The organism is Leucobacter faecis (genome assembly GCF_054456635.2).
In genome coordinates, this window is the sequence record NZ_JBTJEP020000015.1 from 1 (window position 1) to 26,633 (window position 26,633).

The 26,633-nt window shown below is 65.0% G+C and carries 25 protein-coding genes, 1 tRNA gene, 1 pseudogene and 1 riboswitch; of the genes and pseudogenes, 11 read left to right on the forward strand and 16 right to left on the reverse strand.

Annotated elements, in window-relative coordinates:
- Positions 1–56: 56 nt before the first annotated feature.
- The 7 genes from ACXR2T_RS11500 to ACXR2T_RS11530 form a co-directional block, all read right to left on the reverse strand.
- Entirely contained in the window at positions 57–395 is a 339-nt protein-coding gene (locus ACXR2T_RS11500) for a hypothetical protein (protein ID WP_458839453.1), read from the reverse strand.
- A 448-nt stretch (positions 396–843) separates the two neighbouring features.
- Complete coding sequence (locus ACXR2T_RS11505) at positions 844–1,161, reverse strand: FCD domain-containing protein (RefSeq protein WP_458839454.1); 318 nt, start codon at positions 1,159–1,161, stop codon at positions 844–846.
- Entirely contained in the window at positions 1,083–1,373 is a 291-nt protein-coding gene (locus ACXR2T_RS11510; protein WP_458839456.1) for a GntR family transcriptional regulator, read from the reverse strand. The genes ACXR2T_RS11505 and ACXR2T_RS11510 overlap by 79 nt, the downstream gene beginning before the upstream one ends.
- A 168-nt stretch (positions 1,374–1,541) precedes the next feature.
- Positions 1,542–2,333, reverse strand: a complete 792-nt coding sequence (locus ACXR2T_RS11515; protein WP_458839458.1) for a 3-oxoacyl-ACP reductase — start codon at positions 2,331–2,333, stop codon at positions 1,542–1,544.
- 30 nt (positions 2,334–2,363) lie between these two features.
- On the reverse strand, positions 2,364–3,719 hold the full coding sequence (locus tag ACXR2T_RS11520; RefSeq protein ID WP_458839459.1) for an aldehyde dehydrogenase family protein: 1,356 nt from the start codon (positions 3,717–3,719) through the stop codon (positions 2,364–2,366).
- On the reverse strand, positions 3,716–4,522 hold the full coding sequence (locus ACXR2T_RS11525) for a gamma-glutamyl-gamma-aminobutyrate hydrolase family protein (RefSeq protein WP_458839461.1): 807 nt from the start codon (positions 4,520–4,522) through the stop codon (positions 3,716–3,718). Before ACXR2T_RS11525 ends, ACXR2T_RS11520 begins: the two co-directional genes overlap by 4 nt.
- Positions 4,503–5,882: a glutamine synthetase family protein gene (locus ACXR2T_RS11530; protein ID WP_458839462.1), complete on the reverse strand. Its 1,380-nt coding sequence runs from the start codon at positions 5,880–5,882 to the stop codon at positions 4,503–4,505. Before ACXR2T_RS11530 ends, ACXR2T_RS11525 begins: the two co-directional genes overlap by 20 nt.
- Positions 5,883–6,033: 151 nt before the next feature.
- A riboswitch (glycine riboswitch) is annotated at positions 6,034–6,128 on the forward strand.
- Between the two features lie 165 nt (positions 6,129–6,293).
- On the opposite strand from ACXR2T_RS11530, the gene gcvP reads away from it, so the two are divergent.
- Genes gcvP through ACXR2T_RS11555 form a run of 5 tightly spaced genes read left to right on the forward strand, consistent with a single transcriptional unit; the run spans position 6,294 to position 13,631 of the window.
- The gene (gene gcvP / locus ACXR2T_RS11535) at positions 6,294–9,161 is read left to right on the forward strand and encodes an aminomethyl-transferring glycine dehydrogenase (RefSeq protein WP_458839464.1); all 2,868 of its coding nucleotides are present in this window, start codon (positions 6,294–6,296) and stop codon (positions 9,159–9,161) included.
- A gap of 31 nt (positions 9,162–9,192) precedes the next feature.
- On the forward strand, positions 9,193–10,317 hold the full coding sequence (gcvT, locus tag ACXR2T_RS11540; protein WP_458839466.1) for a glycine cleavage system aminomethyltransferase GcvT: 1,125 nt from the start codon (positions 9,193–9,195) through the stop codon (positions 10,315–10,317).
- Positions 10,318–10,374: 57 nt separating this feature from the next.
- Positions 10,375–10,755, forward strand: coding sequence for a glycine cleavage system protein GcvH (gene gcvH / locus ACXR2T_RS11545; protein ID WP_458813516.1), 381 nt, complete (start codon positions 10,375–10,377; stop codon positions 10,753–10,755).
- 26 nt (positions 10,756–10,781) lie between these two features.
- On the forward strand, positions 10,782–12,203 hold the full coding sequence (locus ACXR2T_RS11550; RefSeq protein ID WP_458839467.1) for an L-serine ammonia-lyase: 1,422 nt from the start codon (positions 10,782–10,784) through the stop codon (positions 12,201–12,203).
- Positions 12,204–12,233: 30 nt separating this feature from the next.
- Positions 12,234–13,631, forward strand: coding sequence for an MFS transporter (locus ACXR2T_RS11555; protein WP_458813512.1), 1,398 nt, complete (start codon positions 12,234–12,236; stop codon positions 13,629–13,631).
- Positions 13,632–13,665: 34 nt separating this feature from the next.
- On the opposite strand, the pseudogene ACXR2T_RS11560 reads toward ACXR2T_RS11555, so the two are convergent.
- The 5 genes and pseudogenes from ACXR2T_RS11560 to ACXR2T_RS11580 all read right to left on the reverse strand — a co-directional run.
- A pseudogene (locus tag ACXR2T_RS11560) lies at positions 13,666–14,277 on the reverse strand (sulfite exporter TauE/SafE family protein); the annotation flags it as partial.
- Positions 14,278–14,387: 110 nt separating this feature from the next.
- On the reverse strand, positions 14,388–15,578 hold the full coding sequence (locus ACXR2T_RS11565) for an ABC transporter permease (RefSeq protein WP_458813510.1): 1,191 nt from the start codon (positions 15,576–15,578) through the stop codon (positions 14,388–14,390).
- Entirely contained in the window at positions 15,571–16,284 is a 714-nt protein-coding gene (locus ACXR2T_RS11570) for an ABC transporter ATP-binding protein (RefSeq protein ID WP_458813508.1), read from the reverse strand. The genes ACXR2T_RS11565 and ACXR2T_RS11570 overlap by 8 nt, the downstream gene beginning before the upstream one ends.
- Entirely contained in the window at positions 16,281–17,333 is a 1,053-nt protein-coding gene (locus tag ACXR2T_RS11575) for a peptidoglycan-binding protein (protein ID WP_458839469.1), read from the reverse strand. Before ACXR2T_RS11575 ends, ACXR2T_RS11570 begins: the two co-directional genes overlap by 4 nt.
- Positions 17,330–17,890, reverse strand: coding sequence for a hypothetical protein (locus tag ACXR2T_RS11580; RefSeq protein WP_458813504.1), 561 nt, complete (start codon positions 17,888–17,890; stop codon positions 17,330–17,332). The genes ACXR2T_RS11575 and ACXR2T_RS11580 overlap by 4 nt, the downstream gene beginning before the upstream one ends.
- Positions 17,891–18,123: 233 nt before the next feature.
- Here ACXR2T_RS11580 and ACXR2T_RS11585 point away from each other — a divergent pair, with 233 nt between their 5' ends.
- Both ACXR2T_RS11585 and ACXR2T_RS11590 read left to right on the forward strand, forming a co-directional pair.
- The gene (locus ACXR2T_RS11585) at positions 18,124–18,810 is read left to right on the forward strand and encodes a response regulator transcription factor (RefSeq protein ID WP_458813502.1); all 687 of its coding nucleotides are present in this window, start codon (positions 18,124–18,126) and stop codon (positions 18,808–18,810) included.
- Positions 18,803–19,942, forward strand: a complete 1,140-nt coding sequence (locus ACXR2T_RS11590; RefSeq protein WP_489945531.1) for a sensor histidine kinase — start codon at positions 18,803–18,805, stop codon at positions 19,940–19,942. The genes ACXR2T_RS11585 and ACXR2T_RS11590 overlap by 8 nt, the downstream gene beginning before the upstream one ends.
- Here ACXR2T_RS11590 and ACXR2T_RS11595 read toward each other — a convergent pair.
- Positions 19,939–20,124 carry a DUF8730 family Cys-rich protein gene (locus ACXR2T_RS11595; RefSeq protein ID WP_458813498.1) on the reverse strand — a complete coding sequence of 62 codons (186 nt, stop codon included), beginning with the start codon at positions 20,122–20,124 and terminating at the stop codon, positions 19,939–19,941. The genes ACXR2T_RS11590 and ACXR2T_RS11595 overlap by 4 nt on opposite strands.
- Before the next feature lie 115 nt (positions 20,125–20,239).
- Between ACXR2T_RS11595 and ACXR2T_RS11600 the strand changes: the two genes are divergently transcribed.
- Positions 20,240–20,527, forward strand: a complete 288-nt coding sequence (locus tag ACXR2T_RS11600; RefSeq protein ID WP_458813496.1) for a metal-sensitive transcriptional regulator — start codon at positions 20,240–20,242, stop codon at positions 20,525–20,527.
- On the opposite strand, the gene ACXR2T_RS11605 is transcribed toward ACXR2T_RS11600, so the two are convergent.
- The 3 genes from ACXR2T_RS11605 to ACXR2T_RS11615 form a co-directional block, all read right to left on the reverse strand.
- Positions 20,511–21,161 (reverse strand): GNAT family N-acetyltransferase, encoded by a 651-nt coding sequence (locus tag ACXR2T_RS11605; protein ID WP_458813494.1) that lies wholly within the window; start codon positions 21,159–21,161, stop codon positions 20,511–20,513. The genes ACXR2T_RS11600 and ACXR2T_RS11605 overlap by 17 nt on opposite strands.
- Before the next feature lie 69 nt (positions 21,162–21,230).
- Entirely contained in the window at positions 21,231–23,261 is a 2,031-nt protein-coding gene (locus tag ACXR2T_RS11610; protein WP_489945532.1) for an HNH endonuclease signature motif containing protein, read from the reverse strand.
- Positions 23,262–23,477: 216 nt separating this feature from the next.
- Positions 23,478–24,740: an aromatic amino acid transport family protein gene (locus ACXR2T_RS11615; RefSeq protein ID WP_458817112.1), complete on the reverse strand. Its 1,263-nt coding sequence runs from the start codon at positions 24,738–24,740 to the stop codon at positions 23,478–23,480.
- Positions 24,741–24,942: 202 nt separating this feature from the next.
- On the opposite strand from ACXR2T_RS11615, the gene ACXR2T_RS11620 reads away from it, so the two are divergent.
- The 3 genes from ACXR2T_RS11620 (at position 24,943) to ACXR2T_RS11630 (ending at position 26,570) form a co-directional block, all read left to right on the forward strand.
- On the forward strand, positions 24,943–25,533 hold the full coding sequence (locus tag ACXR2T_RS11620; protein WP_458817114.1) for a GNAT family N-acetyltransferase: 591 nt from the start codon (positions 24,943–24,945) through the stop codon (positions 25,531–25,533).
- 83 nt (positions 25,534–25,616) lie between these two features.
- Positions 25,617–25,689, forward strand: a tRNA-Arg gene (locus tag ACXR2T_RS11625).
- 254 nt (positions 25,690–25,943) lie between these two features.
- A complete protein-coding gene (locus ACXR2T_RS11630) occupies positions 25,944–26,570 on the forward strand; it encodes a hypothetical protein (protein ID WP_458839474.1) in 627 nt (208 codons plus the stop codon).
- The last annotated feature ends 63 nt before the right edge of the window (positions 26,571–26,633 follow it).

The following is a 26,633-nucleotide window of genomic DNA, read 5'->3' on the forward strand; positions in this document are numbered from 1 at the left end:
ATTCCGCGGTGCTCAATCGCAATATTGCTTGGTGCTCACTCGCAATATCGCCGGTGCTAAAGCCTTCGAATACTCACTTCAGCGGCATCGGGCGCGATTGACTCGAGTTCTTCAATAGCCTGATCCAACGAGCTTATGGCTGAAGAGGTCGAATTGGTGGCCCATCCGAGGAATGTAAGGGACACCACCACGATGATTATGGAGCACAGCACTGCGAGGCTGCCCGTGATGATGCCGGTGAGTGACATGCCCTTCGACTGGGCTCTCTTCAACGCAATGATTCCGAGGACGAGAGCGGTGATGCCGCCTGCAATACCCATGAAGGGCAACGCGCAGAGCACCAAGCTCGCGATACCCACAATCAGAGCGGAGAGCGCAAGGCCCTTTGGCTGCACGGGACCCGGTGTACCAGGGGTTACATACGGCTGCTGAGGGGGCATAGCCCCGGGCTGCGTCGCGCTGTACGCGAAAGCTTGTTCATGCTGCGGCGCGGGTTCCGGCGTTACCGGAGGCACGGAGTACCCACCCTGAGGGGCAGACTGAGCAGGGGCGGGTGTGAATTCTTCACTAGGAACATTGTTTTCGGACATAGCGATGAGGCTCCTCGTTGACTTTCAGTGCCCGGCTACATGACCAGGCCTGTGGTAGGAATAATGGGATGTTTGAATCTGCTGCGCTGTGAGCGCGGAACCAGATGCTGCCCATCCACACCAGTCTATGCAAAACATGAACGGCGTCCTCACTCACGATTCGAGTTAGCTTTGTCTATCCCGTGGCGTGCGGACGCAGAAATCGCAGCTGGCGCAATCAGCGCGGCGACTCATATAGAAATCGGTGCCCCGCCTAACGTCCGAAGAAGCCGCGCAGCAGCTCCGTCGAACCCTCGACGTGGTCCATCAGGGCCGCCGCTGCGACATCAGGCCGCCCCGCAAGAATCGCGCCGACGATCGCCATGTGCTGGTCATCGGAGTGCACGAGGTTGGGGCACAGTATCCGAATCTCGTCGAGCAGTGCATTGACCCGCGTGCGCAGGCTCGCGATCGCGGGAACGAGCGATCCGGATCCCGAGAGCTCCGCGATGATCAGGTGCGCCCTGGAATTGAGTCTGCGGTGATCAGCATCTGATGCAGCGAGGCAGGCCTCGAGCACGCGCCGCAACATAGCCGTGTCCTCGATCTCGGCAAAGAGCTCGCGGGGCTGGGCACGGTGCCCCCCCCGGCACCGGCACCACTGACCTCGGTGCCGACCCCAACCGCGGGCAGCTCGGCCGACACAAGTGTGCCCCCGTAGCGCCCGCGCCGCGACTCTACGTACCCGGCCTCGGTGAGGGCAGACAGCGCCTCGCGCACCGTGTCGCGGCTCACCTTGAGCATCGCCGCGAGGTCGCGCTCGGCGGGCAGTCGCTCACCCGGGGCAAGTCAGCCCCAGCCGCACCGACTGCAACAGCCGCTCCATCGTCTCCTCGTACGCGTTCGCAGGTTGCGAGCTGCGCACGAGCAGCTCAAAGCCTTCGGCGGTCCGGGGTCATCGAGAACGACAGATTACAGCGGCGTCGTGTACGCGCTCGTCAGTCCGCCGTCGACCAAGAACGTCGACGCCGTGATGAACGACGCATCGTCGCTCGCGAGGAACGCGACCGACGCCGCGAGCTCCTCGGGGCGAGCGAAACGGCCCACGGGAATGTGCACGAGGCGGCGCGCGGCCCGCTCCGGATCCTTGGCGAACAGCTCCTGCAAGAGCGGGGTGTTGACGGGCCCGGGGCACAGCGCGTTCACGCGAATGCCCTGCCGCGCGAACTGCACGCCCAGCTCGCGGCTCATCGCGAGCACGCCGCCCTTCGACGCCGTGTACGAGATCTGCGAGGTCGCAGATCCCATGATCGCAACGAACGATGCAGTGTTGATGATTGATCCGGATCCCTGCTTCGTCATGTGCCGCAGCGCAGCGCGGGAGCACAGGTAGACGCTCTTGAGATTCACGTCTTGCACCTTCTCCCACGCGGGGAGTTCGGTGACCTCGATTGAATCATCGTCGTCGGGGGAGATGCCCGCGTTGTTGAACGCGATGTCGACCGAGCCGTACTCGCGGGCCGCGGTGTCGAACAGGTTGTTGACCTGGGCTTCGTCGGCGACGTTGACCTGCACGAAGAGGCCACCGACGGCGTCGGCTGCGGCCTGGCCGCTCGCGGGGTCCATGTCGCCGATGACGATGCGGGCGCCCTCGGCGCGCATGCGTTTCGCGGTCGCGAGGCCGATGCCGCTGCCGCCGCCGGTGATGACGGCGACCTTGCCGGCGAGGCGCTGGGTGAGGTCGATGGGAGTGATGTCGCTCATGGTGTGGTCTTTCTTTTGGAGAGGTCGGCGCTATTCGGCGGAGAAGAAAACGTTTTTAGTTTCGGTGAAGTGTTCTGCGGCGTCGGGGCCGAGTTCGCGGCCGAGACCCGACTGCTTGAACCCGCCAAACGGCGTGGAATACCGCACCGACGAGTGCGAGTTCACCGACAGATTGCCGCCCTCGACGCCGCGGGCGACGCGGATCCCACGGCCGAGGTCGCGGGTCCAGATCGAGCCCGAGAGCCCGAAATCGCTGCTGTTCGCGAGCCGGATCGCGTCTGCCTCATCCTCAAACGGCAGCACGGCGACGACGGGGCCAAAGACCTCCTCGGTGGCGATCCTGCTGTCGCGCTCGGGGGTTACGACCGTGGGTGCGAACCAGGCGCCGGGACCCTCGGGAGCGTTGCCCGTGAACGCGATGGGCACGTCGTCGGTGAGATACGACTGCACCGATTCCTTGTGGGCCTGGGTGACGAGCGGCCCGACCTCGGTGTCATCGAGCAGTGGGTCGCCGACCTTGACGCCCTGCACTGCGGTCTCGAATCGCTCCATGAACTTGTCGTAGACACTGCGTTCCACGAGCAGGCGGCTGCGGGCGCAACAGTCTTGGCCCGCGTTGTCGAACACGGAGTAAGGGGCGGTGGCCGCGGCCTGTTCGAGGTCGGCGTCGGCGAACACGATGTTGGCACTCTTGCCCCCGAGCTCGAGGGTGACGCGCTTCACCTGGTCGGCGCAGCCGCTCATGATGCGCTTGCCGACGCCGGTCGAGCCGGTGAACACGATCTTGCGCACGCTCGGGTTCGTGACGAAGCGCTCGCCGACGACTGAGCCACGGCCTGGCAACACCTGGAACAGGCCCACGGGCAGTCCCGCCTCGAGGGCGAGCTCGCCGAGACGGATACTTGTGAGCGGGGTCCATTCGGCTGGCTTCAGCACGACGGCGTTGCCCGCGGCGAGCGCGGGAGCAAAGCCCCACGAGGCGATCGTCATGGGAAAGTTCCACGGTGTGATGATGCCGACGACGCCGAGCGGTTCGTGGAACGTGACGTTCATGCCGCCCGCGACCGGGATCTGTTGCCCGATGAGTCGCTCGGGGCTCGCCGAGTAGTACTCGAGCACGTCGCGCACGTGCCCGGCCTCCCACCTGGACTGGGTGATCGGGTGGCCCGAGTTTTGGGTTTCGAGCTGGGCGAGCTGTTCGGAGTCGCCGTCGACGGCGTCGGCGAAGCGGCGCAGCGCGCGCGCCCGGTCGACGGGGGCGACCTTCGCCCACGCCTCCTGAGCGGCGACGGCACGGGCGATGGCGGCGTCCGTGTCGTGCTCGTCGAGGTGTGCGACCTCGGTGACGGCCTCGCCCGTGGCGGGGTTGATGACGGTGTAGCTCACGGTTGTTCCTTTCGGGCTGCGTACTCTTGTGCGGCGGCCACGAGGCCCTCGAATAGCCGGCGGTCTTCGGCGTGCTCCTCGGGGTGCCACTGCACGGCGAGTCCAAAGGGCACCGTGGGCAGCTCGACGGATTCGACGATGCCGTCAGCCGTGCGACTCGTGACGACGAGGCCCTCACCGATCTCGCCGAGCCCCTGATGGTGGTACAGCGGGGCGGTGGCCTGCAGCGAGTCGCCGTAGACCTCGGCGATGCGTGTGCCCGGATCGACCTCGACTTCGATGGGGTTGAAGCGCGCGGCGCCGAGCTGGTAGCGGTCGTCGCCCACCACGTCGGGCAGGTGCTGCAGCAGCGTGCCGCCCAGCTCAACGTTGAGCATCTGCGCGCCTCGGCAGATGCCGAGAAACGGAATCTTCGCCTCGATGGCAGCCTGCACGAGTTCGCCCTCGAAATTGTCACGGTCGTCGCGAGGGGAGCCGGTCTTCTCGTGCGCCGCTTCGCCGTACGCGGCGGGGTTGATATCGGCGCCACCAGAGAAGATGATGCCGTCGAGGGACGCAATGATTGCGCGCGCGGTGTCAGCCGACACTGGTTGGGGAGGAAGCACGAACGCGATGCCGCCGACGCTCGTCACCGCATCGAGATACACCTGCGGCAGAAATGACGCTCGCACGTCCCAGACCCCGGTCTGCGCTTGTTCGAGGTAGCTCGTGATCCCGATCCGTGGCGGGGCGCCCGCGGTGCCAGCGGCGCCGGATCCGTTGTCAGCACCGGTGTCAATTCGGTCAGAGTCGTTCAAAGCCACGCACCCGCTCCCAGTCCGTCACGGCCGCGTCGTACGCGGCAACCTCCACGCGCGCCGCGTGTACGTAGTGTTCGACGACCTCATCGCCGAACACTTCGCGGGCGAGCGCCGACGCCTCGAACAGGTCGGCTGCTTCGCGCAGTGTCGCGGGCACCCGGGGGATATCGCTCGTGTACGCGTTGCCGGTGAGCGCTTCGCCGGGGTCGAGTTCGTGCTCGATGCCGTAGAGCCCTGAGGCGAGCATGCCCGCGACGGCGAGGTACTGGTTCACGTCGCCGCCGGGCACCCGGTTCTCGACGCGCATGCCGTGGCCGTGGCCGACGACGCGTAGCGCGCACGATCGGTTGTCGTGCCCCCAGGCCACCGCGGTGGGCGCGAAGCTGCCGTCGACGAAGCGCTTGTACGAGTTGATGTTGGGGGCATAGAGCAGCGTGAACTCGCGCATCGATCGCATCTGGCCCGCGATGAAGTGGCGAAACATCTGCGACATGCCATCGGGAGTCGACTCGTCGACGAACACCATCTCGCCGGTCACCGAGCGCAGGCTCGCGTGCACGTGGCAGCTGTTGCCCTCGCGCTCGTTGAACTTCGCCATGAACGTGATCGACTTGCCGTGCTTGTCGGCGATCTCTTTCGACCCGCTCTTATAAATCGAGTGGTTGTCGCAGGTGGGCAGGGCCTCGGCGTACCGAAACGCAATCTCTTGCTGACCAAGGTTGCACTCGCCCTTGGCGCCCTCGCAGTACATCCCCGCGCCGTCCATCGAGTTGCGAATGTCGCGCAGCAGCGGCTCGAGCCGTGTCGAAGCGTGGAGTGCGTAGTCGGTGTTGTAATCACTCGCTGGGGTCAGATCTTTGTAGCCCGACTGCCAGGCCGAGCGGTAGTCGTCGTCGAAGACAAGAAACTCAAGTTCAGTGGCGACGTGGGCGACAAGCCCCCGCTCCCGCAGCCGTTCGATCTGGCGGCGCAGGATCTGGCGGGGTGACACCTCGATCAAGGAATGATCGCTCGCGAGAGTGAGGTCGGCAATCACGAGCGCGGTTGCGGGCTGCCAGGGCAGCACGCGCAGCGTGGAGAGATCCGGCATCATCGCCATGTCGCCGTAGCCGCGCTCCCAGCTCGTGAGCGCGTAGCCGTCGACCGTGTTGAGGTCGACGTCGACGGTGAGCAGGTAGTTGCAACACTCGGCGCCGTGCTCCATGACGTCTTCGAGGAACAATCGGGCCGACACACGCTTGCCCATGAGCCGGCCCTGCATATCGGTGAAACCGACAACGACGGTGTCGATGTGACCTGCGCTCACCTCTGCCCGCAGCTCGTCGGGTGTGAGCCGTCCCGCGGCACCGGTCGCATCTCGCATGCAGTTCTCCTTCTGTGTCTCATCATTGAGGCGGGTGTGTGCACCCTACAGGTTGGTGATCAGGCCATTGAAGCACAGCGCGTACTCCGGTGTATAGAACGGGTGTCGTATGCCAATGCTAGAATGAACGCACATTGTGAATATCGGCCATCAAGCTGTGGCGGGAGAGCTCGGGCACGCGTGCCCGGCGCCGTAGGAGCAAACCCTCCCCGGGAATCTCTCAGGCCCACGTACCGTCGCAGCGAGGCAACTCTGGAAAGCAGCGCGCTACAACGTGCTCACCGACGGTGCAAGGGCGCCGCGCCCCGGGCAACCAGCCCGGCCGCGACCCGAATCTCTCAGGTCCAGTAACAGAGCGGGGAGGATCCCACGCCCATTTGCGCGCCCGCGCACTTTCGAGACGAGATCCTCTTGAGCGTTACTCCTACCCACCGCACGTTCGCCGATCGCCACATGGGCGTCACGGCCGCCTCTGACCGCGCCGCAATGCTCGGCGCGCTCGGCCTCGATAGCCTCGAAGCGCTTGTAGACGCGGCAGTGCCCGCAGACATTCGTATGGACGCGCCGCTCGATTTGCCCGGCGCGCGCAGCGAAGAAGAGATTCTCGCTGACCTGCGTGAGCTCGCGAACCAGAACACGGTGAAGACGCAGATGATTGGGCAGGGGTTCTACGACACCCACACGCCGCCCGTCATTCGCCGCAACGTGCTCGAGAGCCCGGCCTGGTACACCGCGTACACGCCCTACCAGCCCGAGATCTCGCAGGGCCGTCTCGAAGCGCTACTCAACTTTCAGACCATGGTGTCTGACCTCACCGGCCTCGACGTCGCGAACGCGTCGATGCTCGACGAGTCATCGGCCGCGGCCGAAGCCGTGCTGCTGATGCGCCGCGCCAGCAAAGCGGCCCCCACGGCGAAGGCCGTGATCGACCAGAACCTCTTCCCGCAGACCATCAACGTGATTCTGGGGCGGGCCGAGGCCCTCGACTTCACGGTCGAGGTCGCGGACCTCTCGCAGGGGTTGCCCGAGGGTGACATTTTTGGCATCGTGCTGCAGCAGCCCGGCGGCGACGGCGCGGTCGTCGACCACGCCGCGATCATCGCCGAGTCCAAAGCGCGCGGCGCGATGGCCACGGTCATCGCCGACCTGCTCGCGCTCACCCTCATCACCTCGCCCGGCGAGCAGGGCGCCGACGTTGCCGTCGGCAACACTCAGCGTTTTGGCGTGCCGCTGTTCTATGGCGGGCCGCACGCCGCGTACCTCGCGATTCGTGCGGGGCTCGAGCGCGCGCTGCCCGGTCGTCTCGTGGGCGTCTCGCGCGACGCCGAGGGCCGCCAGGCGTACCGGCTCGCGCTGCAGACCCGCGAGCAGCATATTCGCCGCGAAAAGGCGACGAGCAACATCTGCACCGCGCAGGCTCTGCTCGCGATCACCGCCTCGATGTACGTGCTGTACCACGGCGCCTCAGGACTCAAGGGCATCGCTGAGCGCGCCCACGCGCACGCCCGCACCATCGCGAACGGCCTCACCTCTGCTGGGATTAGCGTCGCGAGCGCCGCGTTCTTCGACACTGTCACGGCGATCGTGCCGGATCGCGCAGATGCCGTGATTGCGGCAGCGGCCGACCGCGGCATTAACCTGCGCAGCATCGACGCAGACACGGTGGGTATTTCGACCGACGAGACGACGACCGCGCAGCACGTGGCGACCGTGCTTGAGGCGTTCGCCGCTGCGGGTTTCGACGTCGCAGTACCCGAAGCCGCAGAGCTGGGCGACTACAGCTTCGACGCGCAGCTTGTGCGCACGAGCGAGTACCTGACGCACCAGATATTCCACGAGCTGCGCTCTGAGACGCAGATGCTGCGCTACCTGCGCCGTCTCGCTGACCGGGATCTGGCGCTTGACCGCACGATGATTCCGCTCGGTTCGTGCACCATGAAGCTCAACTCGACCGCCGAGATGGAGTCGATCTCGTGGCCCGAGTTTGCGGGTATTCACCCGTACGCTCCGGCCGAGCAGACGGCGGGCTGGCGTGCGCTGATCGAAGACCTTGAGCGCCGCCTCGTCGAGATCACCGGCTACGCGGGCGTCTCGGTGCAGCCGAACTCGGGTGCCCAGGGAGAGTATGCGGGTCTCAACGCGATTCGTGCCTACCACGTTGCGCGCGGTGAAGCCGAGCGTACGATCTGCCTGATTCCCGCCTCTGCTCACGGCACGAACGCGGCCTCGGCCGTGCTCGCGGGCATGAAGGTCGTCGTGGTGAAGAACACCGAGACCGGCACAATCGATATGGCTGACCTGAAAGCCAAGATCGAGAAGCACGCGAGCGAACTCGCCGCGATCATGATCACGTACCCGTCGACCTATGGCGTGTACGACACTGATGTGCGTGAGGTGTGCGCGCTCGTGCATGACGCGGGCGGCCAGGTGTACATTGACGGCGCCAACATGAACGCGCTCGTGGGCGTCGCCCAGCCCGGCAAATTTGGCGGCGACGTGTCGCACTTGAACCTGCACAAGACCTTCGCGATTCCGCACGGCGGGGGCGGGCCGGGCGTAGGTCCCATCGGCGTGGCTGAACACCTGCTGCCCTACCTGCCCGCTGACCCGCGCGCTGCAGCGGGCGAGGCAGGCTCGGCGACCCCGGTGGTGGCCACGCTGTTTGGCTCGGCCGGTGTGCTGCCGATCTCGTACGCGTACATCGCGATGATGGGCGGCGAAGGCCTCACCGACGCGACCCGTCACGCGCTACTCGGGGCGAACTACATTGCTGCGCGGCTGCGCGACCAGTTTCCCATTCTCTTCACCGGCCCGGGCGGGCTCGTCGCACACGAGTGCATTCTCGACCTGCGCGAGCTCACGAAGCTCTCGGGCGTCACCGCGGAGGACGTGGCTAAGCGGCTCATCGACTTTGGCTTCCACGCCCCGACGCTCGCGTTTCCCGTCGCGGGCACGCTGATGGTTGAGCCGACCGAGTCTGAGGCACTCGACGAGATCGAGCGGTTCATCGAGGCGATGGTGGCGATTCGCGCCGAGATTCAAGAGATCATCGACGGCCGTTTCGACGTCGCCGATTCACCGCTGCGTAACGCGCCGCATACCGCAGAGGGCGTCATTGCGGGGGAGTGGACCCGCCCGTACAGCCGCGAACAGGCCGCGTACCCGGTGGCGCGGCTGCGCACCGACAAGTACTTTGCCCCCGTCGCCCGCATCGACGGTGCGTTTGGCGACCGCAACCTGGTGTGCGCTTGCCCCGCCCCCGAAGCGTTCGAAGACTAAGCACGACTCGACGAAGGAAGGCCACACACCGATGAGTGACCCGCAGAATGCCGTGAAGCAGACCCCGCTGCACGCTGAACACGAGGCGCTGGGCGCATCGTTTACCGACTTTGGCGGCTGGGACATGCCGCTCAAGTATGGCTCAGAGCTTGCCGAGCACCGCGCTGTGCGCGGCGCCGCCGGGCTCTTTGACCTCTCACACATGGGCGAGGTGCGCGTGAGCGGCCCCGAGGCGGCAGCGTTCTTGAACACCGCGCTCGTGGGCAACCTCGCCGTCATGGCGGTGGGCCGCGCAAAGTACTCGGTGATCTGCAACGCCGAGGGCGGCATCATTGACGACCTGATCAGCTACCGGCTCGCAGATGACGAGTACCTCGTGGTGCCCAACGCGGGTAACGCCGCCGCGGTGTTTGCCGAGTTCGAAGAGCGCGCCCAGGGCTTCGACGTGACCCTTGTCGATGAGACGTTGTCGACCGCGCTCGTGGCGGTGCAGGGCCCCGCGGCCGCCGAAATCTTGCTTGCGCTGGTAGGCGAGGGCGACCGCGACGCCGTGCGCGACATGAAGTACTACGCCGCGGCACCCGTAGAAGTGCTGGGGGCAGCGGCGCTCGTCGCCCGCACGGGGTACACCGGCGAGGACGGCTTCGAGGTGTACGTGCCGAACGACCGTGCCGCCGAGTTGTGGCGCGCACTGCTTGAAGCGGGCGCACCTCTCGGGCTGATTCCGGCAGGCCTCGCGGCCCGTGATTCGCTGCGCCTCGAGGCGGGCATGCCGCTCTACGGTAACGAGCTCGGTGTCGACACGACGCCGTTTGAGGCTGGCCTTGGAGGTATCGTCTCGTTCAAGAAGACCGAACAGTTTGTGGGCCGCGAAGCGCTCGAGGTACTGCGCGAGCAGGGCCCCGCGCGCGTGCTCGTAGGTCTTACGGGCGCGGGCCGTCGTGCGGGCCGCGGCGGCTACGCTGTCTCGGTGAACGGCGAACAGGTGGGCGAGATCACAAGCGGGCAGCCGAGCCCCACGCTCAGTCACCCGATCGCCCTCGCCTACGTCGCCCCCGAACACTCCGCGGTCGGTACGGCCGTCGAGGTCGATCTGCGGGGTAAGCCCGAGCCGTTCGAGGTCGTCGCGCTGCCCTTCTACAAGCGTGGCGCGTAGCACGCTTACCCATCGCACAAACTTCAACACACCATCACACATCTTAAGGAATCAACTATGAGCACTGTAAAGACTGGACTGCGCTACTCGGCCGAGCACGAGTGGCTGACGAGCGAGAGCCCCGCCACGATCGGTATTTCTGAGGTCGCGGCTGACGCTCTCGGTGAGATCGTCTACGTCGACCTGCCCGAGGTGGGCACCGCCGTCACCGCGGGCGAGGTGTGCGGCGAGGTCGAGTCGACCAAGTCGGTGTCTGAGATCTACTCGCCCGTGACCGGTGAAGTCGTTGAGCGCAACGAGGCCGCGATCGAAGACCCCGCCCTCATCAACTCCGACCCCTACGGCGCCGCGTGGCTGTTTAAGGTTGCCGTCACCGAGGAAGGCCCGCTGCTCACTCCCGAGGAGTACGCGGCCGAGAACGACGCGCAGGTCGCGTAGCCGGTTCACCATACTAAGGAGGCAGCGTGGCCGTTAGCGTGTTCGACCTGTTCAAGGTGGGCATAGGCCCATCAAGCTCGCACACCGTCGGGCCGATGCGGGCCGCACACCACTTTGTGGCGCGCCTCGCCCACGCTCGCCTCCTCACCGGTGCCCGGTCGCTCGACGTGCACCTCTACGGTTCGCTCGCAGCGACCGGGCGCGGCCACGGCACCCTCACTGCCGTGCTGCTCGGGCTCGAGGGATTCGACCCAGAGCAGGTGCTGCCCACAGAGGTCGATGCCGCCCTGGGCCGCATCGAATCAAGCGGCGAGATTCGCTTGGGGGCGCAGCTGAATCCCACCGGCACAAGCGCACCCATGATCCGGATCAGCACGAACGATCTCGTGCTGCACCCGCTTACGGTGCTCGCGCGACACACGAACGGCATGCGCCTTGCCGCGTTCGATGCCGCGGGTGACCTGCTCGACGAGCAGACCTACTTCTCAGTAGGCGGCGGGTTCGTCGTGCGCGAGGGCGCAGAGGACGACGTACGCGACCGGCTTGAGGCTGCGGTCGCAGCCCAGCCGTACCCGTTTACGACCGCGCGTGAGCTGCTCGCGCACGCGCGCGCGACGGGGCTTTCGATCGCGGGCGTCATGCGCGCGAACGAGCGCGTCACGCGCAGCGACGAAGAGATTGACGCGGGGCTTGCGCACCTGTGGCTCGTAATGGAGGCGTGCAAAGACTCGGCCCTCACTCGCACCGGCACGCTACCCGGCGGACTCGAAGTGCGCAGGCGCGCGCCCGAGTGGCACCGTCGCATGCGAGAGCGCGACCCGCACCGCGACCCCGAGTTTTGGCAGGAGTGGATCAATCTCGTCGCGCTCGCTGTGAACGAGGAGAACGCGTCGGGTGGGCGCGTGGTGACGGCCCCCACGAACGGGGCGGCGGGCATTATTCCGGCCGTGCTGTTCTATGCGGTGCACTACGCCCCCGGCGCGCGTGACTGGAGCGAAGCCCATAAAGCGCGAGTCATCGCCGAGTTTCTGCTGACGGCGGCGGCCGTCGGCGTGCTGTACAAAGAACAGGCATCGATCTCGGGCGCTGAGGTGGGCTGCCAGGGCGAGGTTGGGTCGGCGTCTTCGATGGCGGCAGCGGGCCTCGCGCACGCGCTGGGCGGCACCCCCGAGCAGGTTGAGAACGCCGCCGAGATCGCGATGGAGCACAATCTCGGGCTCACCTGTGACCCGGTCGGTGGGCTCGTGCAGATTCCATGCATTGAACGCAACGCGATTGCCGCGTCGAAGGCGGTGAACGCCGCGAAGATGTCCCTCATGGGCGACGGTTCGCACCACGTCACGCTCGACCAGGTGATTGCGACAATGCGCGATACCGGCCGTGACATGAGCGATAAGTACAAGGAAACCTCGCGCGGTGGGCTCGCCGTGAATGTCATCGAGTGTTAGCGGCGTCGCGGGCGTCATACGATTGATCGCATGAGTGAAACCCCGCGGCCCACTATTGCCGAGCGTCTCGACGCACTCCCGTTTACGCGCAAGCACCGCAAAGTGCTTACGGGCTCGGGCATCGGGTGGGCGCTCGACGCGATGGACGTGGGGCTGATCTCGTTCATCATTGCGGCGCTCACGCAGCACTGGGGTATCACGAGCGGCGAAGCCGGGCTCATCGCATCGATCGGCTTTGTTGGCATGGCGATCGGTGCGAGCCTCGGCGGGCTGCTCGCCGACCGGTTCGGCCGCCGCCAGATCTTTGCCATCACGCTGCTGATCTACGGCATCGCGACGGGCGCGAGCGCACTCGCGGGCGGCGTGGCGATCTTGCTCGTGCTGCGGTTCTTTGTTGGCCTCGGCCTCGGTGCCGAGCTGCCCGTCGCCTCCACCTATGTCAGCGAGTTCGCACCCGCCCGCATTCGCGGCCGCATCATCGTGATCCTTGAAGCATTCTGGGCGGTCGGTTGGACGGCCTCGGCACTTATCGGTTACTTCGTGGTGCCGGCGTCTGAGCACGGTTGGCGCTGGGCGTTCGCACTTGGTGCGATCCCCGCTGTCTGGGCCATGGTCGTGCGTTGGGCGCTGCCCGAGTCGCCCCGCTGGTTGGGCGGCCGCGGCCGCACGGCAGAAGCAGAGCAGGTCGTGGCAAGCTTCGAGGCTGCGGCGGCTGCCTCCCCGGGTCATTCTGCGATGGCTGCCTCCCCGGGTCATTCTGCGGCGGCTGTCTCCCCGGGTCATTCTGCGGCGGCGCAGCCGATCGCAGAATCCACCCCCGCCCCACGCACGGGCTCGCGTGTCGCCGCGCTCTGGTCACGTGAGCTGCGCGGCCGCACACTCGCCATCTGGACGGTCTGGTTCTGCGTCAACTTCGCGTACTACGGTGCGTTTATCTGGATCCCGAGTATCCTCGTCGACGCGGGGTTCAGCCTCGTACGCTCCTTCGGATTCACCCTCATCATCACGCTCGCGCAGCTGCCGGGTTACGCCGTGGCGGCGTGGCTCATCGAAGTCTGGGGGCGCAGGCTCACACTGTCGGTGTTTCTTGCGGGCTCAGCCGTCTCGGCGATCCTGTTCGGCACGGTGCACGCAGAGGGCGCGATCATCGCGACGGGCATGGCGCTATCATTCTTCAACCTCGGCGCGTGGGGCGCGCTGTACGCGGTGACGCCCGAGCTGTACCCGACCTCGCTGCGTGGCACGGGCGCCGGCTGGGCTGCAGGGTTCGGCCGCATCGCATCGATCATCGCCCCGCTCACCGTGCCGGTGATGCTCGCGGCCGGCGGATCCGGCCTTACATTCGCGGTTTTCGCGATCTTCTTCGTCGTCGCGGCCGCAGCCACCTGGGGGCTCGTCGATCGCCGCGGCGCGGCGCTCGAAGACTAACTGCGCTGGCGCTTCGCTCCGGATCAAGCCGGTGTTACAGGGCGGCGAAAGTAGTGACGAGAAGTGTGATGCCGAAGCCGGTGAGCGCACCGCCCGTGATGCGGCTGAGGAGTTTGCGTGGCAGGCGCACGGCGGTCCAGGCGCCAATGACAACGCCAACCGCAGCGATCGACCCGATCATGGCGCCGACTCCGATATTGATCGCGCCAACCTGGGCGTACCCGGTCACCGCAAATAGGGTGAGCGGAATCTGAATGACCTGGCTCGCTGCGATAGCGGGAAGTGCTGGCACGCGCAGCATGAGTAGAGCTGGCACGAGAAACACCGGGCCGCCCGTGCCGGTGAGGGCCGAGGCGAAGCCGACGAGCACACCAATGGTGACGATGCGCGGGGTGGGAATCGTCGTGATCGGCCGGTCAGGCGCAGCGCCGGGCCGGGCGAGGCGCCTGAGGTGGAGCAAGCCGGCGCCCGTCACCAACACTGCCAGCGGCATGAGGGCGACAGCATCGGGTAACCATTGATTGGAAAATGCTCCTACAAGTGCGCCCGGCGCGATGCCGAGTGTCAGCCGCCATACGAACGGCCATGACATTTCGGCATGACGGGCGTACATTACAGTGCCCACGACTCCAGTGAACAAGAACGCCCAGCTGCTCGTTTGCTACCTCAACAAAAACTTTGGTGCAAAGGTTGTGGGGATTCGTGGAATCCGCCTCAACCTTTGCACCAGTACCCTGATCCGGAGCCTGCCGGCACCTAGGCCGCGAGCGCCTCGGTGGGGGAGACCTTGGCGGCGCGCATGGCGGGTAGCATGCCCGCGATCGCCCCCACGATGATCGTGACGCCGATTCCGAGGGCCACAATAGCGGGCGGTATCGTCGCGGTCCAGCCGTTCGCCGCGGCGACGCCGGCGGTGATGCCGATACCGAGCACGGCACCCACGAGTCCGCCGTATGCCGACAGCAGCACGGCCTCCACGAGAAACTGGTGCCTGATGTGGCGTCGGGTGGCGCCGAGGGAGCGCCTCAGCCCAATCTCACGGCGACGCTCGAGCACCGTGATGACCATGGTGTTGGCCACGCCGATGCCGCCGACGAGCAACGCGATCGATCCGACACCGACGAGCAAGCCGGTGAACTCCTGATCGATGGTGTTCTGCGCGGCGAGCGCATCGGACGGGCGACTCACCTGCACCTCGCCCGGTGCCTGTGGGCTCACGGTCGCGGGAATCAGCTCTCGAATCGCGCCGACCCGATCTTCAGCTGACCGCTCGTAGATCGTGGTGGGGTGGCCAGCGAAGCCTAGGTCGGAAGCCGCCTGCTTCTGGCCGATGAGGGCCATTGTGTCGAGTTCGGGGGCGAGCGGGCTGGGCGCAAGTAACCCTGCGACGGTGTAACTTTTGCCGTCAATTGTGACGGTAGAACCGGGCACAGTGATGCCCAGGCGCTTTGCCGCGGTCGCCCCGAGAACCGTCACTGGGTACTGCGACGTTGCCTCGTTGAGCCAAACGCCGCGAGCGAGCGTGGCCGAAGTCGCCTCGGGCAGGGTCTGGCCGGCCGCAGCAACCTTGAGCCCAGATGTCTCACCCGGGTCAATGAAACCGTTGCGGTACACGCCCACGTCTTTGAGCTCAGCGATCCAGCCGACCTCTGTGACACCTTCAACGCGTTTGAGTCGTTCGGGGGAGTCTGCGGGGAGCTTGGCCTGCTCGCCGGTGATTGACTTGCCCGCCTGCACAGTCAGCTGATTCGTGCCAAGCGCGGCGAGCTTCTCTTGCACCTTCGCCTCACTCGACATCGAAATGCCGATGACCGAGATCATCGCGGCAATACCAATCGCGATACCGAGCGCAGAAAGCGTGGCGCGCATGGGGTGCGCGCGAAGCCCTTGAATGCCCAGACGCATAAGGTCTGAGACCCGCAAACGCGAGCGTGTCGGCTCAGACAAGAGCCACCTCCCTCGAATCAGATTGGATCACGCCGTCGCGCACCGCGATCCGGCGCGGCAGCTGGGCCGCGAGATCACGGTCGTGCGTGATGACCAGCACGGTCGTGCCGTCGGCGTTCAAGCTGCGCAGCACGTCCATGACCTGAGCGCCCGACTGGGTGTCGAGCGCCCCAGTGGGCTCATCAGCGAGAATGAGCGGTGGGTCGCCGATCACAGCGCGCGCGATGGCGACGCGCTGCCGCTGGCCGCCCGAAAGCTGTTTGGGTTTGTGATCGGCGCGGTCTTCGAGCCCGACACGACCGAGCGCTACGCGAGCGCGCTCCCGCCGTTCAGCGAGCGGCACACCAGAATAGAGCAGGCCGGTCGCGACGTTATCGGTCGCGCTCAAACTGTCTTCGAGGTGGTACTGCTGAAACACAAACCCGATGGTGCGCGAACGAAGAGCCGATAATTGAGCGTCCCCGAGATCAGACACCCGACTGCCGCCGATCGTGACTTCGCCGCTCGAAGGGCGGTCGAGCGTGCCGATCAGGTTGAGGAGCGTCGACTTGCCCGAACCGCTGGGGCCGGTGATCGCCACCATTTCGCCCGCGTCGATCTGAAAGCTCACACTGTCGAGCGCCACGGTGGGCGGGGCGCCGTACTCACGACTAACTCCGCTGAGCTCAATGAGCGGCTCAGCTGCGCCGGTGTGTGGCGTTGTCATTCAGACACCACCACGTTGTCGCCCTTGCGCAGTTTTCCGCCTGTGACCTCGACATTGCCGCTCGCAAACGCGCCAAGCTCGACCGGCACACGCTTGATCTTTGTACCCGTCTGCACATCAACGGCGTAGCCGCCGCCGGGCTGGGCAAGCAGTGCGCGCACGGGCACAGTGAGTGCGTTTTCACGCACCGTCTTCGTGACGCTGAGTCCTACACTCACATCAGAAAAGGCTTCGGCGGCCGCCTGGTCAGCGAGTGCGACCGTGACGGGCAGCTTGAGGGACTTCTGCCCCGACTTGTCCTCGCGTTCAACGGGGGCACCCACGCCGGTCACGGTGCCCTTGGTCTGCGTACCGTCGGGCAAAGCCAGATCAACCTCAGTGCCCTCCTGTAGCAGGTCGCGCAGTTCGGGCGCGACATCGGCCGTAACCGTCTTGACGGTACCGGTTGCTGTGAACGCACTGGCCGAAGCAGCGCTTCCCTCACGCGACTTTTGCTCGGCAACACGCAGATCGCCTGGGCTAAACACGACGCGACCAAGATCTATCTTGCCGGTGCGGGGCATACCTAGGGCCTCCTCCCAATTGCCGATCGCATACTGTGTGTTCCAGTCAAAAATGTCATCGGGCTCGTACTCGAAGAACCCGAGAGCCGCGAGATTCTGTTCGAGCTGCTGTACGTCCTTGCCGCGCGTCATGCCCGGTTCGAGTGTGCGCCAGGCAGGCAACGCGCCGTGCATGAGCGTGACGGGCTTGTCGTCCACCCGCATCAGCTCGTTGCCCAACCCGATTAGGGATCCCGCCTTCGGCATCGACGTGATTGTGCCCTGTAACTGGGTGCCCACCTCTTGTGCGCCGCCAAACGATAGCTTGCCCTTTGCTTCGACCCGCTCGGTGAGGGCGCCCTCCTCTGCCGCCACTGTTTCTGTGGTGGGCTGGGCAGCGTCGGCCTCGGGCGCGGGCTGTGCCAGCAGCGCGGTCACACCAGCGCCAGCTCCCAGCGCAAGCACGGCAGCCCCCGCGATGATCACAGTTTTGCGCTTCGTGCTCATTCTGCCGACCCCGATGCGCCCTCGGTGTCGCCCTCGGCGCCGCCCTGCGCGGGCGAAGCGAGACCGGCCTCGACTGTGCAGCGCTCAATATCTGCCGGATCAGCGTCGGGCACACCCCACTGCTGCACACTCATGCCGCTCGACGAATCGACGGGCTTGGGATCTGGCATGTCATAGCCGGCTGCGCGCATGCACTTGGCCATGTCGAGCATCATGCTCGTGAGCTCGGCGTCATCGGGTACATCAGAGGCGACAGGGGCGGCGCCGAGCTTTGTGGTGCAGGCGGTCTGCGCGGCACCGTAGTCGCCGCCCTCGCTTGCACCCGGGGCAACCCCGCTCGTGTCGGCATTCATGGGAATACCCGCGTCAAGGTCGACGCCCTCGGCCTTCATGCACTTCTCAAATTCGTGCTGCCACTCTTCAGCGCCCATCTCGGCTGTCTTGGCGAGATCACCGGTAGTGCCGGGTGAAGCCTGCGTGCTGCATCCCGCCAGTGTGGCCACAGCGGTCAGGCCAATGAGCGCGATTGCGGCGGGGGTCATACGTGAATCAGTCACAGTGAGATCCTTCGTTCGAAGTGGGGGTGAAATCGCGACCCAAGAGGCGAGCCGCGCCCTGCCGTGTTTGGCGGGGATGAATCCATCTCATCGAACGTGAGGTTGCGACGGGGTAAAGGTAGACACTTACCTTTTCTTTACCGGCCGCGTGCTTAACTGCGTGATTGACTTGCATAAGAAACACGAACCCGATGCAGCCGCCATAGAAAGCCGCCATAGAAAGTGAGACACTCGTGCGTGTACTGATCGTCGAAGACGAGCCCTACCTGGCAGACGCCATCAAGGCGGGGCTTGCGCTCCAGTCGATCGCCTCAGACATCGCCCAGCGCGGTGATGAAGCGCTCGCGGCCGTCGAACTTGGTTCGTACGATGTGGTGCTGCTCGACCGTGACCTGCCTGGCCTGAGCGGTGACGATGTGTGCCGTGAACTCAATGCGCGTGAGACACGCCCAGCCATTCTCATGGTCACGGCCGCCAGGCGCCTCGGCGACAAAGTCGATGGTTTCGAACTCGGCGCAGACGACTATCTTGCAAAACCTTTTGATTTTGAAGAGCTTGTGGCGCGCGTGCGTGCACTCGGTCGCCGCAAATTCACCACGCTCCCGCCGCAGCTGCACGCGGCGGGCGTTACGCTCGACCCATTTCGCCACGAGGTCTATCGCAACGGTCGGTTTGTTCGGCTTAGTCGCAAAGAGTTTGCCGTGCTCGACGTGCTCATGCGTGACCCGGGTCGCGTGGTGAGCGCCGAAACACTGCTCGAAAAGGCATGGGACGAGAATGCAAACCCCTTCACCCAATCAGTGAAGGTGACGATCAGCACGCTGCGCCGCAAGCTTGGTGAGCCCTGGGTGATCCGCACTGAGCCGGGCGTGGGGTATGCGATCGATCTCAACACAGATTCGACAGACGCCCGTGGCTGAGCTGGTGAGACGGCGCAGGCTCACAGTGCGTGCGCGGCTCGCGCTCTCGTATGCGCTGCTCGTCACGATCTGTGGCGCGGTTCTGATCACCATTGTGACGGTGTTTATGAGCGTGGTGCCCAGCTACTCGTTTGGTGCCACGGGGCTGCAAATTCAGCTCGAACCGGGGGTGCAGCTCGACCCCGACGCAGGGATCAGGGTTGCAACACAAGACGACATGTTGCGCGTGCTCGTGACGGTTTCCGTGGTGGCGCTCGCAGTGCTCGCGCTTGCGACCGCGGCCGTGGCCTGGCTGCTGGCAGGTCGCATGCTGCAGCCGCTCGCCGAGGTCAACGAAGCGGCGAAGCGCGCGGCGACGGGTGAACTCGATCACCGTATCGGGGCAACCGGGCCGCGTGATGAAATCTCTGAGCTCGCCGACACGTTCGACACGATGCTTGCCGAGATTGAGCGCTCGGTCGAAGCACATCGGCGGTTTGCCGCGAACGCGTCGCACGAGCTGCGCACGCCACTCGCGACGACACGCACGATGCTCGACGTCGCGCTGGTCACGCCCGGAGGGCCCGACCGTGCGCTGCTCACTCGCCTGCGTGAGGTCAATGAGCGCAGCGTCGAGACCGTCGAGGCGCTGCTCGATCTCGCCGAGATCGAGGGCACGGGCCAGGGAGCCCCGGCCGAGCTGGTCGATCTCGTGCCGCTCGTTGCTGGTGAGGCTTCGCGCTGTTCTGATCTGGCGAGCGCGCACGACGTCACCGTGCAGGTGGCCACGCGGGCTCCGGATCAGCCAGCGCCCGTGCGTGGCAGCGCCGTGCTGCTGCGGCAGCTCGTGCAAAACCTCGTGCAGAACGCGGTGCAGCACAATGTGCCGGGTGGCAGCGTACAAGTGGAGGTGAGCCGCGAAGGGGAGTTCGCGGTGTTGCGTGTGTCGAACACTGGCGCTGAGCTGCGAGACACGGCGCTGGAGCGGTTGCTTGAGCCCTTCGCTCGCGGGGAAGACCGGGTCGGCGGTGGCCGGCGCGGGTTGGGGCTATCGATTGTGCGTGCAATCGTGGCCCGCCACGGGGGGAGCCTCGCGCTGCATGCCAGAACCGGTGGTGGTCTCACCGCAGAGGTGCGACTGCCCGCGGGTTAGCGGCCGAACAGGCGCGCGAACAACCCTGGGCGGGCTGTGCGGGCGGCGTCGACCTCGGCCTGGGAGTGCTTGCCACTGCACCAGTTAGATGCGGGCACGCTCTTCTTAACCATTGCGACGTGCTGGCCACAGCCAGCCCACGTCGTCTTCTGGCAGGTGCGGCAAGTGGTGGGTCGGCACATGGGGCGCTCCGATCGGGTAGATGGGTCATTGAATACCTGCGGGGGTATTTGTGGACTAACTATACCCCCTCGGGTATTGTTGGTGTCAAGAGCAATAAGCGCGGAGGACATTGTCATGGAAATTGAATCGCAGCAGGATGCGCGGCATGATGCGCAGACCAAACGCAAGATTGTCAACCGGTTGCGCCGTGCCCAGGGGCAGCTGGGGGCAGTGATCGACGCGATTGAGCGAGACGAGCACTGCCGAGATGTCGTGCAGCAGTTATCGGCGGTATCAAAAGCGATCGACCGTGCGGGATTCCTGGTGATCTCGACGGCGCTTCAAGAGTGCCTTACTAACCCCGATGCAGAGGGTGCACCCGACAAAGAAGAACTCGAGAAGCTGTTTATGTCGCTGGCGTAGCGGGGGTGTGCGGTTCGCGCCAGAATGTGCTGAGCGTGAGGCCCGAGGGCAGCTCGATCGAGCCGTGGCGTTCGTAGCCGAGAGTCATGTAGCGCAGGTCATTTGCCGGGTTTGACGACTCTAGATAGGTTGGTGCCTCAAGCGAATCGAAATGCGCGAGGTTCGCGGCGAGTAGCCCCATGCCGAGATTGTGCCCTCGGTGATCGGGGTGCGTGGCGAGCAAGCTCAAATAGTAATGCGGTTCGGTTGGGTGTGCGGCTTCGAAGCGCTCAGAAGCCAAGAAGAGTTCATCGCGCTTAGCCATACCGAGAAGCTGTGCCGCAAAATCGCTAAAGTTGGCGTCTTCAGTCTCAGACAGCTCTGCGCCGCCCGGCGGTAGCCACACCGTGGTGGCGGCCACGGGTGAGGTTCCAGGTGGTGTCGGCGCGGGCGGGGCTGCGACGTAAGTGTGGGGGTACCGCTGTGCGCTCGTTACAAATAGTTTCCAGTACTGCCGTGCGACAGACAGGTCGCCGGCCAATGGTCCCGCCAGCATCGGCCCCCACATCGGGTCGCCTGCAAACGCGAGGGTGATTGTCTCGATGATCGCGTCCACGCGATCTGCCGGATGCGGTGCGAGTAGCTGCTGCGTCATTGAAACTCCTTGTGCCTGCGCGAGCGGTAACCTCGAACATATCAGCGTGCCGTGAGCCAGAACATAGATCTAGAACGGCCGTTCTTTGGGTACGCTGCGGGCGGCCCTGCGCTCGTATTCTGCACGGAGCTCTGTGCCGCAGTCGCGGTCGCAGAACTCGGGGTAGTTGCAGCCGCAGGTGATGGCGTGCTTCTCGAGGGCGGTGAGCCGGTCGCGTACCGTGAACCCGCTGTGCCAGGCTCTGCAGTCGGTGGCTTCGCTGCTGCGAGCCTCATCGCCCGTGCCTGCGTCATTGCCGTCGGTGCTGTCGGTGCTGTCGGTGTCGTCGGCAGTCACGAACCTCACCTCGCGCTTGGGGCCTGTGGCTGTGCCTGCTGGGGTGGTGTCTGCTGGTTTTGGGCGGTCTGCTTCCGTACTCGCTTGGCGCCACCACAAAAACTCGCTGAACTCCTGCGCCACCGCTGGCGCCTCGTCCCACGGGTCGGGCCCAAGATCGTCGGCCTGCCCGTTCTCACAGTCGCCGTAAGGGTCGATGTCGGGGCCAGTGTCGGGGCGGGGGTAGCGGCGGCCCGCGAGCCGGTCCGTGTGTACCCGACCGGTCGGGCTCTTCCACGTCACCGTGCCCGTGCGGTCTTGCACGGGCCGCCAATCCGTGCCGTGTTTCAAGGAATGGTGTGCTTTGCACAGCAGTTGTAAATTAGTTGTGGTGGTGGGGCCGCCGTGTTCCCACGCGATCGTGTGGTCCATGTCGCAGGTTATGGGGAGCCGGGTGCAGCCCGGAAACCTGCACCTGCGGTCTCTCGCCCACAACAGGTTACGCATCGCCCTCGTCGGTTTATAGCGGTCGACGCGCAGCACGTTACCGTACTCGTCTTCGTCCACGCGGGAGACGTTGCGGGAGAGGGCAAGCATGTCGTGCGCGATCTGCGAAGCGATCGGCCCGTACCCCACGAGTTCACACACCTGCCGCGGGGATGCGGCGCTGGTGCCGGTGGCGAGGTCTGCTGTGGCCGGGATCGAGGCGATGGGCACCAGCACCTGCACGTGCGCGAAGAACCCACTGGGTACCTGCGCTGCTTTGCTGCCGTCGCTCACATCAAGCTCGGTGTACGGGTTACCGTTGAGCAGCAGCTCAGCGAGGGTGTCGGCGCGCACCTCGTCGAGGGTGCGCGCCGGTGCCACTTGATCGGCCAGGCTCGGCGCCGGCTCTGCCGTCTGGCCCGCCTGGCTGGCCTCGCCCGCCTGCTCAGCCGCTTGGGGGGCAGCAGCCCGCGCGGCGGCTTCGCGCGCGGCGGCCTCGCGGGCGGCGTCTTCACGTGCGGCGGCCTGCCGCTCGGCCTCGACCGTGACGACCTCGACGGTCCAGGTTTGTTTCGCGATGCGCTGCACCCGGTCCTTGATCGCGTACGCGATCTCGGCCGGCAAATACGCATACAGCTCGGCCATACCGTCTTCACGGTCAACCACTTCAATGCGGCGCCGCTTGCGGGCGGCCGCGTGCCGCTCGTCAAGTGACACTTCAGCGTATTCCTCGGCGAGCCGCTTCGCGATGGGTTGCAACCTGGTCGGGGTTTCTTCGATCGCGTACTTCAGCACGGCCGCTTCGTACTTCGCGTGCCGCACGGCAGATCCCTCGCCTGATCCGATGATCGTGCCCGCGTCACAGATCACGCGCACATGCGCCAACCCGACAAGCCCCGCCCCCAGCACTTCACTCGTGGCGACATAGCGGGTGGCGAGGGTGTGGGCGAGGTCGAGTTCACGTTCGACCGCGTGTTCACTCACGTGTAGCGCGGCCGCGAGTTCTGCCCGGAGGCAGCGCAGCCCGAGCTGGGCGGGGGAGCGGTCATGTGACGCGACCGCGACGAGGCGGGCGTATTCGTCCATGCGGTCGCGGTCGATGCGCCGTTGCATGCGCGTGAGTTCTTCAACATAGGTGACGGCCTCGTTCGTGGTGCGGCCGTCACGACGCCGTTCGCGCTGTTCTTTGCGGGGCTTCTTCTGCCCCTTACCGCAGCCACCACCGCCAGCACTGCGGCCCGCCCCGGCCCCTGCCCCGCGCGATGCGCGAGGAGTAGGGCCCGGGGCGTAAGCGGTCATGATACAAGCACGCTCCAACGGCCGGTGACTCGCCCCAGTTCCCGGCACGCACTGTGTGCCGGGAACTGGGGCGAGGTGGTGGGAGTCATGTATCTATTATCTCATGAATCGTACAAATCTTCGGGAAATGTTATCCACAGATTCGAACGTAGAGACCCCTAAAAGGGGCCCTGTGGACGAAGATAAATCACCAGGCCCCAGTTTAAGTAGCCAGGACTACAGCCAGCCCTGCGGCACCAGTCCCAGCACTGAAAGGATGGAGAACACAAAAGCCGCACCAAAGACGCCAATGAGCGCCGTTTGAATGGCGGGGTGCGCGATCCAGCCAGCAACCCAGGCGGGCTCCTGGTCGCCGTGCTTGCGCGCGCGGTGCAGCATCATCACGGGAACAATCGACATGATCGCACCCGCGAAGCCGCCCGCGTAACCGAGTGCCGACACAAAACCGGCCCAGCCAGCTACGCCGATGATAAACGGCGGCACCACGGTGATGGCCATCGCTGCCACCTTGTGCCGCCGTGAGCCCTCAGAAGGCCACTTGAAACGGTCAAAGATGTTCATCATCATGGTGAACCCAATGCCCAAGAACGACGTCATCATGGCGAGCACAGCAAAAATGTTGGCCATGTAATACGCGGCGGTGCCAAGCTGCTGGCCCCAGGCGATTGTGACAACCTCGGTGATGCCGTCGGGGCCCATCATGCCGAGCGCCGCGAGCGGCACGAGCGCCAGCAAGAAACCCGTCGCACTCATGCCTACGACAATGGTGCGCGGCAGCGCGCGGGGGTTGGTCGCGGCGAGGCCGCGCGCGAGCTCGGGCACGGTGTACTGCGCGACGAACGCAAATACCGCGAGGTTGACGATCGGAATGATGAAGTAGGGCTGCATATACGTGAGGAACTCGGCGTGCAGGCCCGGTCCCACAAACGTCCAGCCACACAACACCAGAATGAGAGCGAGCATCGTGACCGTGATCGCCTGCTCAGACTTGCCGGTGGCCTGTAGGCCAAGCCACATGATGGCGACGGCGGGCACAAAGAACAAGATGCTGCCAAGCATGGGAGGCACGCCGAGCAGGTCTGCGAGCAGACTTCCACTACCCGATGCATACGCGATGAGCGCACCCAAACCGTTGACGACGACTCCAGCGAAAACCAGCCATGATCCGGTGTTGCCGAGGTATTTTTGCGCGAGGCCAGCAAGCTGCAGTGGCTGCTTGGTGCGCAGCGCGACCTCGGCAACATACAGCATCGACGCGGTCGCGAGAAAGCCCGAGATGAGCAGCGCGATCATCAGGGCGGGGAAGCCACCCTGGCGAGAGCCGTAGGGCAGGCTGAGTAGGCCGGCACCGATGTTCGTGCCGAAGATGATGGCGACGCCCTGCCAGAACGTGATCGCTGGGTGTTTGTGGGCGGCCGTGCCCGTGCTGGCTGGGGCAGTGGCTGCCCCGGGGGCGACTTCGATGGTGCCGGTATTCAAAAGGTTCCGTTTCAGTGGGGGTCATTGTCCCCGCGCGAAACTGACGTCTTGTGCTTCGCGCGGCAAGAAGCGCGCAGACGACTTCGACCCTCGCACTGCGACATCGAAATCGCCGCAGTGCGTAACTTCCCATCGGGCAATGTAACAAGCAATGCGCGAATTTCACAATTTGACGCGAACAAAATTGTGCCTAGTGTGAAGTGTGACATCACAAATCAGCTATCCGATTATCACCGAGCGACTACGGCTTAGGCCCCACCGGGCGGCCGACGCTGCCTGGCTATACGCGCTATTCTCGCGCGAAGATGTCGCGCGCTTTTTGCCCTATGAGCCGTGGAGTATCGACTTCACGCGGCAGAAGCTAGCCGAGCACATCGCTAAGAACGACCTCGAGGGCGAGGCGGGCGGCCTCACGCTTGCGGTCGAGCTTGCGGGCAACACCGAGCGCGCAGTTCGCACAGTTCGCGCAGAACCCGCTGTTCCCATTGGGCAGGTGCTGCTGTGGTACACCGACCGCGCACACGGCATCGCCGAAATCGGATGGGCGTTTGATCCGGCATGGCAGGGGAAGGGGTACGCGGCCGAGGCAGCAAGCGCCTTGCTCACGGTCGCGTTCGAGCAGCACGGGGTGCACCGGGTCGCGGCGCAGCTCGACGCGCGCAACGCGGCTTCGGCCGCGCTTGCAAAGCGCCTCGGCATGCGCCGCGAGGCGACGCTGCGTGACAGCGCGTGGGTCAAGGGGGAGCGCGTTACGACCGCGATCTATGCTGTGATTGCTCCGGATCGCGCCTGAACCCGAAGGCCCTGGCCGACGCGCGCCGCTCGATTCGAAGTCATGCCCGCACTTACGCTAAGCTGATCGGGTCGCAGTACCTCGCCTCCGTAGCTCAGGGGATAGAGCGCTGGTTTCCGGTACCAAAGGTCGGGGGTTCGAATCCCTCCGGGGGCACGGCGACAGAAGCGGGTCTGAATTGCTTAAAGCAGTTCAGGCCCGTTTTTTATTGCGTCGTGCCCGCCGTGAGCATCAATGAGTACAACTGGGCATTCCGTCTCGTCAGCGACTCAAGTTCGGCACACTCGGAGTTAGTCAGGCCCTGTCTTTCACAAGGAGACAGCGGCAGCTTGGCTAACACGCTACGTCCAGGTGTCATGTAAACGCCAGGACACCTGGCCCAGACGGCCTTGTGAAAGGAACATGCAGTCATGTCAACAATGAAGAGCGCTACTTCGGGGCGCAAGCGAATCATTCTGGCCAGCGGTGGCCTGCTCGTTGTAGCGGGCCTTGCCACCGCTGCGGCGTTTACGGACTTCGCGAACCTCAACCTTGGAAGCGGTACGGACGATTCGGGTATTGGTGGTAACAACCGCTTCAACATCCAGGTCGTTAAGACCGACCCGCTCGGTAACCCTGTTCCCGGCGCATGGCAGGAAGCAAATACCCCCGAGGGCGTATCTATCAACATTCCGGGTGCTGACACGATCACCCCAGGCGACACCATCAGCGTCGATATCCCGTTCCGCAACGAGAGCCCCGTCCTCTCTGCCGATATTGACTTCAAGCTGCAGGATCGCCCTAACCACGTGTCGAGCCCTGAGATGCGAAACGCTCTCGACTACACCGTCACCCTCGACGGCACGGAGCTCGTCACGAACGTTTCGCAGGACGAGGTCAACAACCTCGACCTCGGCACATACACGTCGGCAAAGGAAGGCCTGCTGAAGTTGACCATCACGCTGCCTGACCAGGGCTCCGAAGAAGCCAACAATGCTCTGATGGAGAAGGTCTCTTACGTCCAGGCGAACTTCCACGCCTCGTCGGTCAAGCCGTAAGTTCCATCTCGAGGTGGGGCAGCCGACAGGGTTGCCCCACCTTGATCTTGACGGGAGTGAATC

Bases quoted from the DNA above. Each gene is read 5' to 3' on its own strand.
- ACXR2T_RS11505 (WP_458839454.1), bottom strand. From the start codon at position 1,161: ATGTTGCGGCGCGTGCTCGAGGCCTGCCTCGCTGCATCAGATGCTGAT.
- ACXR2T_RS11510 (WP_458839456.1), bottom strand. From the start codon at position 1,373: ATGCTCAAGGTGAGCCGCGACACGGTGCGCGAGGCGCTGTCTGCCCTC.
- ACXR2T_RS11515 (WP_458839458.1), bottom strand. From the start codon at position 2,333: ATGAGCGACATCACTCCCATCGACCTCACCCAGCGCCTCGCCGGCAAG.
- ACXR2T_RS11530 (WP_458839462.1), bottom strand. From the start codon at position 5,882: ATGCGAGATGCGACCGGTGCCGCGGGACGGCTCACACCCGACGAGCTG.
- gcvT (WP_458839466.1), top strand. From the start codon at position 9,193: ATGAGTGACCCGCAGAATGCCGTGAAGCAGACCCCGCTGCACGCTGAA.
- gcvH (WP_458813516.1), top strand. From the start codon at position 10,375: ATGAGCACTGTAAAGACTGGACTGCGCTACTCGGCCGAGCACGAGTGG.
- ACXR2T_RS11555 (WP_458813512.1), top strand. From the start codon at position 12,234: ATGAGTGAAACCCCGCGGCCCACTATTGCCGAGCGTCTCGACGCACTC.
- ACXR2T_RS11570 (WP_458813508.1), bottom strand. From the start codon at position 16,284: ATGACAACGCCACACACCGGCGCAGCTGAGCCGCTCATTGAGCTCAGC.
- ACXR2T_RS11575 (WP_458839469.1), bottom strand. From the start codon at position 17,333: ATGAGCACGAAGCGCAAAACTGTGATCATCGCGGGGGCTGCCGTGCTT.
- ACXR2T_RS11595 (WP_458813498.1), bottom strand. From the start codon at position 20,124: ATGTGCCGACCCACCACTTGCCGCACCTGCCAGAAGACGACGTGGGCT.
- ACXR2T_RS11600 (WP_458813496.1), top strand. From the start codon at position 20,240: ATGGAAATTGAATCGCAGCAGGATGCGCGGCATGATGCGCAGACCAAA.
- ACXR2T_RS11605 (WP_458813494.1), bottom strand. From the start codon at position 21,161: ATGACGCAGCAGCTACTCGCACCGCATCCGGCAGATCGCGTGGACGCG.
- ACXR2T_RS11610 (WP_489945532.1), bottom strand. From the start codon at position 23,261: ATGACCGCTTACGCCCCGGGCCCTACTCCTCGCGCATCGCGCGGGGCA.
- ACXR2T_RS11630 (WP_458839474.1), top strand. From the start codon at position 25,944: ATGTCAACAATGAAGAGCGCTACTTCGGGGCGCAAGCGAATCATTCTG.